Raw genomic sequence first — 12,549 nt, forward strand, 5'->3', positions numbered from 1 at the left:
TCTATCCAACCTTTTTAAGAAATTTAATTAAAAATAGACCGATGCCTATGTCATCATGCCCACCACTTCATATGATAACAGTGTAGTAAGAACAATGTAGGAGGTCAAAAAACTATGGGTCACGTTGATTGTGGTTTTAGCGGTGGGTTCGCATTACTTGTTGTACTGTTTATTTTACTAATTATTGTAGGAGCAGCTTGCTTCTGCTAATATGAACAATAACGGCTAGGGGGAAACCTCCTAGTCGTTTATTGTTCATATTTCTATGATACACTTATATGTATAACCGTTAGATAGGAGCGAGAAAACATGTATCCTACCGAATACATACAATTTTTAATTCATTTCCATGGAGATTATGACTATTTTGAATGCCACGAAATACTAGAAGAGTATTGGAAGACAAAACCAAGAGGTAATCGTGATCATTACTTAGTTGGTCTCATTCAAATTGCAGTTTCTTTATACCACCAAAGACGTGCTAATTGGAATGGTTCTACAAAAATGATGAAAAGCGCAATTACAATTTTAGAAAAAAGCGGTGTGCCTTTACAACGTTTAGGAATTAATCAAGTACAACTTCTTTCCTTGCTCAATGAAAGATTGCAATCTATCCATAAAAAAGAACGTTTTGTACCTTTATTTTTACCCTTATCAGATTCATCGTTAGAGAAGCAGTGCATAGAGTTATGTCAAAAACAAAACCTCTCTTGGAAAGACTTGAATGCTATCCCAGGTGAATATATTATAAACAAGCACACTTTGCGTGATCGCACAGAGGTCATTACTGAACGAAACGAACAATTACAAAAAAGAAAGCAGAGATAATAAACTACTTATCTCTGCTTTCACGAATGTATATTTTGTTCTAGCCCTTTACATTTTTCGCAAAAACTTGCTGTTTGCTCATTTCCGCAAATTGTAAACTCAAGAAATTTACTCTTTAACTCTTGAACCATCTTCGTCCCAATCCCCACATGACGATGAGACGGGTTCACACTCAAATGCTGAATTTCTAATACTTGATTCTCTTTTTTTACAATCCCCATTATTCCAACAAAATCTTCATTTTCTTTCCACAAATACAATTGCCAATCATCTTTTGCTTCATATTCTTTCATTGTCAATTGTAATGTTTTCACATCTTTTTCAGTTGGCATAAACGAAAGAAGCCCCATTGCAATTTTTTCATAACTTTTTTTAAAACGAATTAACATAACCCTTATCCCTTCTTACAAAAGTTACAAACTAGTAATCCCCTCAATCACTCTTTTCATATCACATTCATTTTACAATATTTTCAACAGAGTGAGAAGAGTCTAAAACAACTTGATAATCATACAAAGCGAAAAGAAGAAAGTCAAATCTATGTTTCAGCACTATTCCTTTAATAAATAGAGTTAAAAAAAGAAAATTTTATATGGAATGGAAAGAAACATATCATTCAACAGCACTTCATTTATAGTTACTCTAAAGCAGCACAATTCTAGCAAAATTAATATAACAAAAAATATTTATTGAAACATATAATGTAATGTATTCTATGTAATTGGTTAAAGGTTTGTTCTCACAAACAATATATTTTAGCAACAATACTACTTGTATGATGAGCTGTAGAAGTAGTACTCAATCTCATTAAAAATAAAAAAGAGAGCAAAAGCTCTCTTTTTCCTTACCTTATTCTTCCCAAACTTTAACTTCTTTCATTACATCGCCTTGACGCATTTTTAATACTGTTTCAATACCGCTTGTTGCTTTACCGAATACAGTATGAACACCATCTAAATGCGGCTGTGGCTCATGAACGATAAAGAATTGGCTACCGCCTGTGTTACGGCCAGCGTGAGCCATAGAAAGTGATCCTACAAGGTGTCTATGAGGGTTTCCATCAGTTTCACATGGAATAGAGTAACCTGGGCCACCTGCACCTGTACCTGTTGGGTCTCCACCTTGGCTTACGAAGCCAGGAATAACACGGTGGAATGTAACACCGTCATAAAATCCTTGCTCTGCTAATTTTTTAAAGTTTTCTACTGTTTTCGGTGCTTCTTCTGGGAAAAATTCCAAGTCGATTTTTTCACCGTTTTCCATTAATATGTATCCTAAAGTTTTCATACGTATATGTCTCCTTTCAACTATCTCAGCACTATATTACCACATTCATGACTAGAAACAAAAAGAATCCGACAATCTAGATACTTCTTTTTTGAAATGTGGAAAAAGCTAGGTGACAAATAAGAAATATATACTATAATAACTTTGTTGCCCGAAAATTTTAGAAAGAGAAAGGGAGCGATTTTTCGTGAAAACGAAATTATTAGCTCTGCTATTAGCTGTAACGGTATTTATGATGCCAACAGCTTCATTTGCAGACATCATTGAGGGAGAATCAATTGTTACATTAGGAGAGAACTTATCCGAACAACAAAAACAAGATCTGTTAAAAGAAATGAAAGCACCAAAAGATGCTACAATTATCACTGTATCTAATGCGGAAGAACATAAATTTCTAGAAGGCATTGTTCCAAAAGCACAAATTGGTACGAGAGCAATTTCTTCTTCTATGATTACATACACAAAACCAGGATCTGGTCTTATTGTACGATCAAAGAACATTAACTGGGTAACAGATGCAATGTACACTAACGCTTTGATTACAGCAGGTGTAAAAGATGCAGAAATTCAAATTACTGCACCTTTTAAAGTTTCAGGAACTGCAGCTTTAACTGGATTAATGAAAGCATACGAAACTGCGTCCAATAAACAAATTCCTGAAGAAGTTAAAAAAGTAGCGAATGAAGAAATGGTACAAACAGCCCAGCTTGGTGATAAAATTGGTGAAGAAAAAGCAGTTCAACTTGTTGCAAAAATTAAAGAAGAAATTGCAAAAGAACAGCCAAAAACAACAGAAGATTTACGTTCATTAATTAAAAAAATTGCTGATCAACTCGGCATTACATTGACAGATGAACAGTTAGATAACTTAGTATCGTTATTTGATAAAATGAAAAATCTTAATATCGATTGGAATCAAGTTGGTAGTCAATTAAACAAAGCAAAAGAACACGTTTCTGCCTTCTTAGGTTCTGAAGAAGGACAAAGTTTTCTAGATAAAGTGAAAGATTTCTTCTCAAGTATCATTGATTTTGTTAAATCTTTATTCAAGTAAAAAAGAAGCCCGCCAGTGACGGGCTTCTTTTTTATACAAGTAACGGTAATTTCATAACAGCCTCTTCAACCGAACGCACTATATGATTTGCTTTCTCCTTTACATATGGATGGGCATGATGAAGAGTAAATGAATGCGGGGTTACTTCAAACATAGAAATATCATTGAAAGAATCTCCAATACAAGCAACTTCATTTGCTTCAATTTGCAAATGATCCATTAGTCGCTTTAGAGCACTCCCCTTACTCACGCCTCTTGGCATAATATCAACATAGCGTTTACCTGATATAAAAACTTCCGCTTCGCCTTGAAACGTATCTCGTAGCTCTTGATCTAACGTCACAATTTTCTCTTCTTCTCCAAAAATAAACAATTTTGCAGGGTGTACAGTCTTACCAAACTCTTCTTCTAACGCTTCAATTTCAGCGATATGCACGCCCATATACGCTTCAAAATTATGGTGATGTTCATTCTTCCTTTTTGTATATCGCTGCTCGTTTGCACAAACAATATCCGCTAGTCCTTTTTTATGTATATATCGATATATTTCCTGGGCAACCACATTTTCAAAACTCGATTCATGAAATAAATTTCCATCCGGAAGCAACATTGTCGCTCCATTTAAGCCAGTTGTGTAATATGGGAATGAAAACCTTTTTACAACTTCATCAATTCTGTGTGTAAAGCGGCCAGAGGCAAAACAAATATTTGTCCCTTTCTCAGCTAACCAACACAGCGCACGTTCATCTTCTTTTTGCATATGATTCACATCGTAAACGAGCGTGTCATCTAAATCACTTACAAATAATTTAATCATGTCCTCTTCCCCTTCCATACACAATATCTACTCTAAGTGTACACAAAAAATGTTTGATTTTTGTTAAAAAATAATAAATTTTTGCTAAAAAAAATAAACGGGTGTATAATCCCGTTTATTTTTGTCTTTTTACATTTTGAGGTCTTACAATACTTGGTCGTACTTTTAAACTAGACATCGTTGGACGGAGTAAAATTTTTGTTAATGCGCCCCAATCAAATGGTAAAAACGGCCATAAATAAGGTGTTTGTAAACTTTTTATAGACGTTAAAAATAAAATTAATATCGTCATACCAATTACAAATCCCATCTCATGGAAGAGGCCTGTTAAAATAATAACAAACAATTTCCCAACCTTATTCCCTAATCCTAATTCATAACTCGGTGTTGCATATGCACCAATCATCGAAACTGCTACATACAAAATTACTTCTGGCACAAACAAACCTACATCAATTGCAATTTGACCAATTAATATAGCGGAAATCAACCCTGCTGCAGACGATAACGGCGTTGGAGTATGAATGGCTGCCATCCTTAAAAACTCAAGTCCGACCTCTGCCATTAACACCTGTAATAAAATTGGTAAATGCGTCATCTTAGTCGGTCCAATAAAAGCAAGATTTGCTGGCAAAAGAGTTGGATCAAATACAAACACTAACCAAAATGGTAATAAAAATAACGAGAATATAACACCTAAAAAGCGCACCCAGCGTAAAAATGTACCGACAGCTGGATTTTGTCTAAACTCTTCCGCGTGCTGTAAATGATGAAAATATGTTGTCGGTGTAATCATAGCACTTGGCGATGTGTCAACAAGTACTAACACATGTCCTTCTAGTAGATGATTTGCTGCTACATCTGGCCTTTCTGTATATCGAATAAGTGGAAATGGGTTATAGCTTTGCTTTACAACAAATTCTTCTACTGTTTTATCCGCCATCGTAATTCCATCTACATCGATGTTATTTAATTCTTGTTTTATAATCTTTACTAAATCTGGATTTGCAACATCTTGAACGTATGTAATGCAAATATCCGTTTGTGATCTATCTCCTACTCGAACCATTTCATTTCGAAGACGTGGATCTCGAATTCTTCTACGGATTAATGCTGTATTTACAACGATATTTTCAACAAATCCATCCCTTGCACCGCGTACTACCTTTTCGGTATCTGGTTCTGTCGGCGTTCGCCCTGGATAACTACGAACATCGATTGCAAACGCTTCCGTTTCACCTTCCACAAATATCACGATGAGTCCTGATAATACTTGGAGCATTACCTCATCCATCGTTTTCACTTTACTTACTTGTTGATGGATTAAGCGATTCTCTAAAAGCTTCACTGTATCTTCTTCTACATCCCTTATCTCATTTGTATCCACCGCTTCTTCTAAAATAGGGATAATATAATTTGTATCACAAAGTCCGTTTACAAATAACACACCAATTTCTTTATTCAAAATTTGAAATTTACGAATGCCAACATCGTATGTAACGCCTAGCCCAACTGTCTGCTTTAAATAATTTTCATTGTCACTTATGAAAGTTGATATAGGGATATCCACTTTTTTAGGCTTCGTCATAAAAACCACTCCTTTCCAAAATTAATTGAATTGCTTTCTTCGTAATAGGTGATCCCCTCTCCCATTCATCATTTCCACACATCTTACCAATGTCACCGACTCCAACGATGACAGGAACATTCAAGTCATCTAAACAATAAATTGTATCTCCGCTAATTCTGCCAATTTCGCCATCTGGAAGTCCAAATTTATCAACACCGTATTCGGTTAAATTCCCATTCCGATCTACACTTACATCTACACGTGCCCATTCCCAATGATGCGTATTAGACGCTACCGCTAAAATACCGAGCACATCAATTTGTTTATGGGTAGCCACATATTTTAAAGCCTTTTCACCAGATCCTTCTCCAATAAATCCACTGTCATCAAACATGACAAATACAGGGTCATATGGCGTTTGCATAATAAGCTCAACAACTTTTTTCCCTGTCAATTTGGTTGGATTACTTTGTGATGCTGAAATACACCTTCCCCCAAATTCCTTCGTTAAAAGCTCAATTGTCCGCTTTGCATATTCATCTCCATCTGTGACCAAAACAACCCTTCGTCTCATTTGATTTATCCTTTCGGTTTACATATAAGTGCTATAAAAAACGAAAACAATATCGCTGCGGAAATGCCCGCAGACGTTAAACTAAACATGCCAATACCAATTCCTAAATATCCATGTTTTTCTGCTGCATGCATTGCTCCGTGCAATAGTGAATGTCCAAAACTTGTAATAGGGACTGTTGCTCCAGCACCTGCAAACTTTATTAGTTTATCGTACAATCCAAATCCATCTAAAATTGCTCCGATGACTACAAAAGTTGCCATTAAATGAGCTGGTGTTAACTTTACGAAATCTAACAATAGTTGCCCAATTAAACAAATAACTCCACCTACAAGAAATGCATATATAAAATCCACAATTCACTCTCCTTTAACTCTCTCAAATACGACACCATGTGCAATTGTTGGAATCGTTTCCTTCTGTTGCATCATCATCGGGCTTAATAATGCACCAGTCGCAACGACAAAAATTCGTTGTAAATTCCCTTTTTGCATCTCGTGTAATAAATGACCATATGTGACAACTGCTGAACAAGCGCAACCACTACCACCTGCAAACACTTCTTCTTGACTTGATTCATAAATCATCAATCCACAATCATTGTATATATGCCCAAGATCATAACCTTCCTCAAGTAAAAGTTGTTTCGCAATCGGCGTCCCAACAGCTGATAAATCACCCGTAACAATCAAATCATAATCATCGGCACTTCTTCTTAAATCTTCAAAATGTTGTTGAATTGTATGAGCTGCTGCTGGAGCCATCGCTGCCCCCATATCCAAAGGATTTGTAATTCCTAAATCTTGCACTTTTCCAATTGTAGCCGACGTAATTTTAATTGCACTTTTTTCATTGCTAATTAATATAGATCCTGCACCAGTCACAGTTGAATTTGCTGTCCCTGGCTTTTGTCCACCGTACTCTGTTGGATAGCGAAATTGTCTTTCAGCCGTTGCATTATGACTACTTACTGTAGCTAAGACACGATTTGCAAATCCACCGTCTATAAAAGCTGAGCCAACTGCTAAAGTCTCCATAGACGTCGCACAAGCGCTAAACATTCCTAAAAAAGGAATGCCCCACTTACGCGCAACATAATTTGCTGTCACTGTTTGATTTAATAAATCTCCCGCTAAAAAGAAATCAATTTGCGATGTTTTTATATTCCCTTTTTGCACTGCTTGTTGAATTGAGTCTGACATTAATCTTCGTTCGGCAAGCTCCCAATTTTCTTCTCCACAATGCAAGTCACCATATGAAATATCAAATTTTTTCCCGAGAGGGCCCTCAGCTTCTTTCGGACCGACAGCAGTACCCGTTGCATTCACATATATATCATTTTGAAATACCCACGTTTGTTTTCCGGTCAACCTCATACTAGCCCTCCTTTAAGACATAAAAATTTTAAAGGTATACCTTATTAACCCAATGATATATGCACCAACAACCCCAAATACAATCACACTTCCTGCCAGTTTAAACATATTTGTAGCAATCCCTAGAACAACCCCTTCGCTCTTATGTTCTAAGGCAGCGCTCGCCATAGAATTTGCAAATCCTGTTACCGGTACCGCTGATCCTGCTCCAGCAAATTGACCGATTTTATCATATACACCACACCCTGTTAAAATCGCGGATAATAAAACAAGGGTTGCAACAGTTGGGTTTCCTGCCTCTTGTTCACTGAAGTGAAAATAATGTATATAAAATTTCATCAATACTTCTCCAACTGTGCAAATGAGTCCACCTACAAGAAATGCTTTGATACAATTTAGTAAATAGTTTGGCTTTGGATGATACTCCTTCACTTTATTTATGTAATCATCCTTCAATTTCTGACTTGTCATTTATATACTGCCTCCTACTTTACGAAATAAATCCAGTGAAACAACGATCCTATTACTTTTCCAAGTACAAGAGCAACGAGTAAAACAATAATCTTCCCCTCTACCCCTACTCGTTTCGCTAAAATAGGCAGAACATTTAACACCTCTGTTAATGCCGCAGCAAGCATTCCGATGAATGTGCCACAAAATATCCCTAATATAACGAGCCAATACTGCGACGTTTGAAATGTAATGTTTTTCAAACTGCACCAAGCCCCTGTTAAAGTACCTGCAATGACTGCCCACTCAAAATATTGAATATGCTTTCCACTTCTCGTTAATTGGGCTAAACGGGGGATTATACCAAGTACAGCTAAAAATGCGACATATCCGCTACCTACCGCAATCCCTCCAGCTAAACCAATTAAAATAACAAATCCAGACTCAATCATCGGCAAGTTGTTTCATATTATCCTTGTTTTCATTAACGATTACATACTGATCAAGTGACTGTTGGTATTGAAACATCTCAACTTCTAACGGACTCGGCTCTTCATTAATTCGCTTTTGAAATACATGATTAAAAAATAAAACCATCCCTAAGCCAAGACCTAAAGAATAAGGGATTTGAAATAAAAGTGGTTGCGCATTAAATTCTCCAGTAATCATGTAATATAACCGTTGATGTACTTGTTGCATACTTACATCTTCATGGAAATAAATAATCGCAAGGGCCGCTCCAATGAACAGTAACAGCCATACAAGCCCGAAAAAAATTGGGTGTGTCTTCTTTTTTTCGTATATAATTTCAACAAGAGTTTGTCCAGAACCGAGTAAATTAATTTGTACATGAGATGCTTTCTGTTGAATAATCTCAATTACTTTCATAACATCAATTACAACATGCGTCTTATCATGCGCTGTTATTTTGTAAACTATCTCATTTTGTAACAACTCAACTACGGAAGAATCTCCGGCAAGTTGAGCAACATCGCCCAGCTTTACTTCATAAGTAGGAGAAACTTTTAAACGATTGCGCATTTTAATATAAATCGTTTGTTCCAACTTTCATTCACCCCTTCACTCTTCCTCGTAGTTGTAGTATGGTTATTGAATTTTTTTCTAATACAATTTTTTCATAAAAAAACATCTGCACCATTTCGGTACAGATGTTTTTTACTTATGCCTTTTTCTTAAATAAGTTTACAATACTTAATGCAAGCCCTCCCCAAATGACTACTATTCCAATAACCATCATCATAATCGCTGATCCACTCATTATGAAACACCTCGATCTTTCCATTCTTTTTCAAGCTTGGCAGAATCCGAATGAATTTGTGCATCCCATTTTTTCAGGCCAATGATTATTGCAACTATGAGGAATGCTGCTGCTATCGACCAACCATACGTTACAACAAACTCAGTCGGATAATCTCCGTAGTTCTTTTTAATATTTTGGATTGTACCATCAATTAGCATATACCCTAACATAAGCGGAGTAATAACGAGTAAACTCACTCTCCAAAACGTTCCTAATTTAATATCAGATACAAAGTTTGCATGATTTTGATAAACTGGTAAACGGCGTAAAATGAGCCCTATCGTAACTACTTCCGCAAGTGCAATTGTAATTAATCCGAAATTATTAGCGAAATAGTCGACAACATCTAAGAACATAAGTCCACCACGTGTTGCAAAAACAAGAGAAACTAACACGAGAAGGGTTCCCATAATTCCAATAGTTTTTTCCCGACTTAAACTGAATTTTTCAGATACAGCGGCAAAGCATACTTCCGCGAGTGAAATAAGTGATGTAATTCCAGCAACCGTTAACGATAAGAAAAATAAAACACCAAACAACGGTGACATCGGCAATTCATTAATAATTTGGGGAAATACTACGAACGCAAGCCCAACGCCAGCACTTGCTACTTTATCAACCGGTACTCCCATATTATTTGCCATAAATCCAAGAGCTGCAAAGACCCCAATACCTGCTAATAATTCAAATCCTGAGTTTGCAAATCCAGTAATAAAGGCATTATTTGTTGTATCCGAGTTTTTCGGTAAATAACTAGAATACGTAATCATAATTCCAAATGCTAAAGATAAACTAAAGAATATTTGACCGTAAGCAGCAAGCCATACTTTCCCATCAAAAATACGACTCCAATCTGGTTTAAAGAATGCATCTAGTCCTTGCATAGCACCTTCCATCGTCACTGCACGAACAACGATAATAAGGAACATAACAACTAATAAAGGAATAAATATACGGTTAACAACTTCGATTCCTTTTTTAACTCCTTTAAATGCAACGCCAAGCACAATAATCCAAACGAGAGCTAACGGAATTAATACTTCTGGTACAAGTCCTCCAAATTGTCCTGGCTTATCTGCAACATGTAAGTACTCTTTAAATAAAAATGATTGCGTGTCTTTTCCCCATGCTCCAGTAATTGCAAAGTATGTATACGATATAGACCAAGCAATAATCAATGCATAATATGTTGAAACAATAAATGTTACGCACATTTGCCACCATCCAATAAATTCTGCACGCGGGCTAATACGGAAAAATGTAAGTGGTGCTGAGCCACGATGACGATGACCAAGGGCAAACTCAAACGCTAACAATGAAATACCAGTCGTTAATAATGCAAATAAATACGGTAAAAAGAATGCTCCTCCTCCATTTTCATACGCTGTATAAGGAAAACGCCATATGTTTCCTAATCCAACGGCAGATCCGACCGCTGCGAAAATAAATCCAGCTCTCGTTCCCCATTGTTGCCTCGTTTCCATGTTTCCTTCCCCCTTTATGACAAGTTCATACTTGGATTATATTTTAAATTGACTAAATTATCAATAAATTCTGTTAATTTTTGCGAAAATTAACATCTCTCTCCTATTAACGGCATAAAAAAATCGAATAGACAATTATTCGTCTATTCGATCTTTCATCTGTTTTAATATTTTCTTTTCAAGTCTTGAAACTTGTACTTGCGAAATGCCTATGCGCTCGGCTACTTCTGACTGTGTTTGATCTTTATAGTAACGCAAGTATACAATTAAGCGCTCTCGTTCATCTAGTTCTCTAATCGCTTCTTTTAAAGCAATTTTATCGAACCATTTCGTTTCAGATTGATCTGCAATTTGATCTAAAATAGTGATTGGATCTCCATCGTTTTCATATACAGTTTCATGTATAGATGAAGGGGCCCGGCTCGCTTCTTGTGCTAGAACAACTTCCTCTGGCGTTAGTTCTAGTGCCTCTGCCACTTCATTAATCGTTGGAGCCCTTCCGAATTCTTTCGAAAGCTCATCTCTCATCTTTCGAATTTTGTTTCCTGTTTCTTTTAAAGACCTACTAACTTTCACTGATCCATCATCGCGTAAGAAACGTTGTATTTCACCAATAATCATTGGAACTGCATATGTTGAAAATTTCACGTCGAAAGATAAATCAAATTTATCTACCGATTTCAAGAGCCCAATACATCCAATTTGAAATAGGTCGTCTGGTTCGTATCCTCGATTAAGAAACCGCTGTACAACCGACCAAACGAGGCGCATATTACTTTGAACGATTGTATCTCTCGCTTGTTGATCTCCATCTTGACTTTTTTGAATTAACGCTTTTAGCTCGTGGTCCTTTAACTGAGGTTTCTTCTTCTCATTTTTGACCTCTATGTCCATAGGCTATTCTCCTTAATTGCATAGAGCGTTACTATTTGATAAGTATTTTGTCAAATGGATTGTTGTCCCGAAAGATTCGTTTGAAATAACTTCTACTTCATCCATAAAATTTTCCATGATAGTAAATCCCATTCCGGAACGCTCTAATTCAGGTTTAGTTGTAAAAAGGGGTTGTCTCGCTTCATCTAAGTTAAAGATTCCAATCCCTTCATCTCGAATCGTGAGTTTCACCATTGCTTCTTCCAAAATTACAGAAATATAAACAATACCTTCTGCATTTCCTTCGTATCCATGAATAATTGCATTTGTAACCGCTTCTGACACAACTGTTTTAATCTCCGTTAATTCTTCCATCGTTGGATCTAGTTGTGCAATGAAAGCCGCCACTGTAACGCGAGCGAATGATTCATTTTGACTTAATGCTGAAAATTGAAGGTTCATTTCATTTCTCATCTATGCCACCCCCAACGTCGCGAGCGCGTGCGCTTCACTTTCTTCTAAGCGAACGATTTTGAATAAGCCCGACATTTCAAATAAACGCTTAACAGGCGGTGAAATTGCACAAACAACCATTTCTCCACCTAATCCCTTTACGTGTTTATATCGGCCTAATATAACACCTAGACCAGAACTATCCATAAACGATAAGTTCTCTAGGCTCAAAACAATATGATGAACACCATGTGTCTCAATCATATCTGTTACTTTCGTTCGCAACTCTTCAGCCGTATGATGATCTAATTCACCCTCTAGTCTCACACATAGGACGTCACGTTTTACTTCTAATTGCATGGAAAGACTCACACGATTTCCTCCTTATGCTCAAACTTTACTTATTCACATACATAAAGATTTTCGTGATACAAAATAAGAATCCTTCCTGCTGACAAAAGA

18 protein-coding genes are annotated in these 12,549 nt (G+C 36.4%); 3 read left to right on the forward strand and 15 right to left on the reverse strand.

Annotation, left to right across the window (positions count from 1 at the left end; all coding sequences use genetic code 11):
* Window positions 1–114: 114 nt before the first annotated feature.
* On the forward strand, window positions 115–210 hold the full coding sequence (locus ACX9TM_RS20425) for a YjcZ family sporulation protein (RefSeq protein ID WP_000510194.1): 96 nt from the start codon (window positions 115–117) through the stop codon (window positions 208–210).
* A 99-nt stretch (window positions 211–309) separates the two neighbouring features.
* Window positions 310–828: a DUF309 domain-containing protein gene (locus ACX9TM_RS20430; RefSeq protein ID WP_000283597.1), complete on the forward strand. Its 519-nt coding sequence runs from the start codon at window positions 310–312 to the stop codon at window positions 826–828.
* A gap of 20 nt (window positions 829–848) precedes the next feature.
* On the opposite strand, the gene ribT is transcribed toward ACX9TM_RS20430, so the two are convergent.
* Together ribT and ACX9TM_RS20440 are read right to left on the reverse strand one after the other, a co-directional pair.
* Window positions 849–1,217, reverse strand: a complete 369-nt coding sequence (gene ribT / locus ACX9TM_RS20435) for a GNAT family N-acetyltransferase RibT (protein WP_000908401.1) — start codon at window positions 1,215–1,217, stop codon at window positions 849–851.
* Window positions 1,218–1,677: 460 nt separating this feature from the next.
* Complete coding sequence (locus tag ACX9TM_RS20440; RefSeq protein WP_000853782.1) at window positions 1,678–2,115, reverse strand: peptidylprolyl isomerase; 438 nt, start codon at window positions 2,113–2,115, stop codon at window positions 1,678–1,680.
* Between the two features lie 187 nt (window positions 2,116–2,302).
* Between ACX9TM_RS20440 and ACX9TM_RS20445 the strand changes: the two genes are divergently transcribed.
* Entirely contained in the window at window positions 2,303–3,169 is an 867-nt protein-coding gene (locus ACX9TM_RS20445; RefSeq protein WP_000850515.1) for a DUF1002 domain-containing protein, read from the forward strand.
* Between the two features lie 31 nt (window positions 3,170–3,200).
* Here ACX9TM_RS20445 and ACX9TM_RS20450 read toward each other — a convergent pair whose 3' ends face one another.
* The 13 genes from ACX9TM_RS20450 to spoIIAA all read right to left on the reverse strand — a co-directional run bounded on the left by ACX9TM_RS20450 (window position 3,201) and on the right by spoIIAA (window position 12,459).
* The gene (locus tag ACX9TM_RS20450) at window positions 3,201–4,004 is read right to left on the reverse strand and encodes a Cof-type HAD-IIB family hydrolase (protein WP_065381892.1); all 804 of its coding nucleotides are present in this window, start codon (window positions 4,002–4,004) and stop codon (window positions 3,201–3,203) included.
* A 97-nt stretch (window positions 4,005–4,101) separates the two neighbouring features.
* Window positions 4,102–5,574 (reverse strand): spore germination protein SpoVAF, encoded by a 1,473-nt coding sequence (spoVAF, locus tag ACX9TM_RS20455; protein WP_000165595.1) that lies wholly within the window; start codon window positions 5,572–5,574, stop codon window positions 4,102–4,104.
* Window positions 5,561–6,130 carry a stage V sporulation protein SpoVABEA gene (gene spoVAEA / locus ACX9TM_RS20460; RefSeq protein ID WP_001254415.1) on the reverse strand — a complete coding sequence of 190 codons (570 nt, stop codon included), beginning with the start codon at window positions 6,128–6,130 and terminating at the stop codon, window positions 5,561–5,563. Before spoVAEA ends, spoVAF begins: the two co-directional genes overlap by 14 nt.
* A 5-nt stretch (window positions 6,131–6,135) precedes the next feature.
* Window positions 6,136–6,486 (reverse strand): stage V sporulation protein AE, encoded by a 351-nt coding sequence (gene spoVAE, locus ACX9TM_RS20465; protein ID WP_000345916.1) that lies wholly within the window; start codon window positions 6,484–6,486, stop codon window positions 6,136–6,138.
* 3 nt (window positions 6,487–6,489) lie between these two features.
* Window positions 6,490–7,506: a stage V sporulation protein AD gene (spoVAD, locus tag ACX9TM_RS20470; protein WP_001241166.1), complete on the reverse strand. Its 1,017-nt coding sequence runs from the start codon at window positions 7,504–7,506 to the stop codon at window positions 6,490–6,492.
* A 12-nt stretch (window positions 7,507–7,518) separates the two neighbouring features.
* Window positions 7,519–7,977 carry a stage V sporulation protein AC gene (gene spoVAC, locus ACX9TM_RS20475; protein WP_000203810.1) on the reverse strand — a complete coding sequence of 153 codons (459 nt, stop codon included), beginning with the start codon at window positions 7,975–7,977 and terminating at the stop codon, window positions 7,519–7,521.
* A gap of 14 nt (window positions 7,978–7,991) precedes the next feature.
* Window positions 7,992–8,408 carry a stage V sporulation protein SpoVAB gene (gene spoVAB / locus ACX9TM_RS20480; RefSeq protein ID WP_000572936.1) on the reverse strand — a complete coding sequence of 139 codons (417 nt, stop codon included), beginning with the start codon at window positions 8,406–8,408 and terminating at the stop codon, window positions 7,992–7,994.
* Complete coding sequence (locus tag ACX9TM_RS20485; RefSeq protein WP_000438369.1) at window positions 8,401–9,021, reverse strand: stage V sporulation protein AA; 621 nt, start codon at window positions 9,019–9,021, stop codon at window positions 8,401–8,403. Before ACX9TM_RS20485 ends, spoVAB begins: the two co-directional genes overlap by 8 nt.
* A 115-nt stretch (window positions 9,022–9,136) precedes the next feature.
* Window positions 9,137–9,235, reverse strand: a complete 99-nt coding sequence (locus tag ACX9TM_RS20490) for a methionine/alanine import family NSS transporter small subunit (RefSeq protein ID WP_000016828.1) — start codon at window positions 9,233–9,235, stop codon at window positions 9,137–9,139.
* Entirely contained in the window at window positions 9,235–10,761 is a 1,527-nt protein-coding gene (locus ACX9TM_RS20495; protein WP_065381891.1) for a sodium-dependent transporter, read from the reverse strand. Before ACX9TM_RS20495 ends, ACX9TM_RS20490 begins: the two co-directional genes overlap by 1 nt.
* 135 nt (window positions 10,762–10,896) lie before the next feature.
* Window positions 10,897–11,655: an RNA polymerase sporulation sigma factor SigF gene (gene sigF, locus ACX9TM_RS20500; protein WP_000350729.1), complete on the reverse strand. Its 759-nt coding sequence runs from the start codon at window positions 11,653–11,655 to the stop codon at window positions 10,897–10,899.
* A gap of 12 nt (window positions 11,656–11,667) precedes the next feature.
* Window positions 11,668–12,108 carry an anti-sigma F factor gene (spoIIAB, locus tag ACX9TM_RS20505; RefSeq protein WP_001243398.1) on the reverse strand — a complete coding sequence of 147 codons (441 nt, stop codon included), beginning with the start codon at window positions 12,106–12,108 and terminating at the stop codon, window positions 11,668–11,670.
* Window positions 12,109–12,459 (reverse strand): anti-sigma F factor antagonist, encoded by a 351-nt coding sequence (gene spoIIAA / locus ACX9TM_RS20510; protein WP_000059135.1) that lies wholly within the window; start codon window positions 12,457–12,459, stop codon window positions 12,109–12,111.
* Window positions 12,460–12,549 lie beyond the last annotated feature (90 nt).

The organism is Bacillus sp. LH1 (assembly GCF_057924895.1).

Bases quoted from the DNA above. Each gene is read 5' to 3' on its own strand.
- ACX9TM_RS20430 (WP_000283597.1), top strand. From the start codon at position 310: ATGTATCCTACCGAATACATACAATTTTTAATTCATTTCCATGGAGAT.
- ACX9TM_RS20450 (WP_065381892.1), bottom strand. From the start codon at position 4,004: ATGGAAGGGGAAGAGGACATGATTAAATTATTTGTAAGTGATTTAGAT.
- spoVAD (WP_001241166.1), bottom strand. From the start codon at position 7,506: ATGAGGTTGACCGGAAAACAAACGTGGGTATTTCAAAATGATATATAT.
- spoIIAB (WP_001243398.1), bottom strand. From the start codon at position 12,108: ATGAGAAATGAAATGAACCTTCAATTTTCAGCATTAAGTCAAAATGAA.
- spoVAEA (WP_001254415.1), bottom strand. From the start codon at position 6,130: ATGAGACGAAGGGTTGTTTTGGTCACAGATGGAGATGAATATGCAAAG.
- ACX9TM_RS20425 (WP_000510194.1), top strand. From the start codon at position 115: ATGGGTCACGTTGATTGTGGTTTTAGCGGTGGGTTCGCATTACTTGTT.
- ACX9TM_RS20440 (WP_000853782.1), bottom strand. From the start codon at position 2,115: ATGAAAACTTTAGGATACATATTAATGGAAAACGGTGAAAAAATCGAC.
- ribT (WP_000908401.1), bottom strand. From the start codon at position 1,217: ATGTTAATTCGTTTTAAAAAAAGTTATGAAAAAATTGCAATGGGGCTT.
- spoVAC (WP_000203810.1), bottom strand. From the start codon at position 7,977: ATGACAAGTCAGAAATTGAAGGATGATTACATAAATAAAGTGAAGGAG.
- sigF (WP_000350729.1), bottom strand. From the start codon at position 11,655: ATGGACATAGAGGTCAAAAATGAGAAGAAGAAACCTCAGTTAAAGGAC.
- spoVAF (WP_000165595.1), bottom strand. From the start codon at position 5,574: ATGACGAAGCCTAAAAAAGTGGATATCCCTATATCAACTTTCATAAGT.
- spoVAB (WP_000572936.1), bottom strand. From the start codon at position 8,408: ATGATTGAGTCTGGATTTGTTATTTTAATTGGTTTAGCTGGAGGGATT.
- ACX9TM_RS20490 (WP_000016828.1), bottom strand. From the start codon at position 9,235: ATGAGTGGATCAGCGATTATGATGATGGTTATTGGAATAGTAGTCATT.
- ACX9TM_RS20495 (WP_065381891.1), bottom strand. From the start codon at position 10,761: ATGGAAACGAGGCAACAATGGGGAACGAGAGCTGGATTTATTTTCGCA.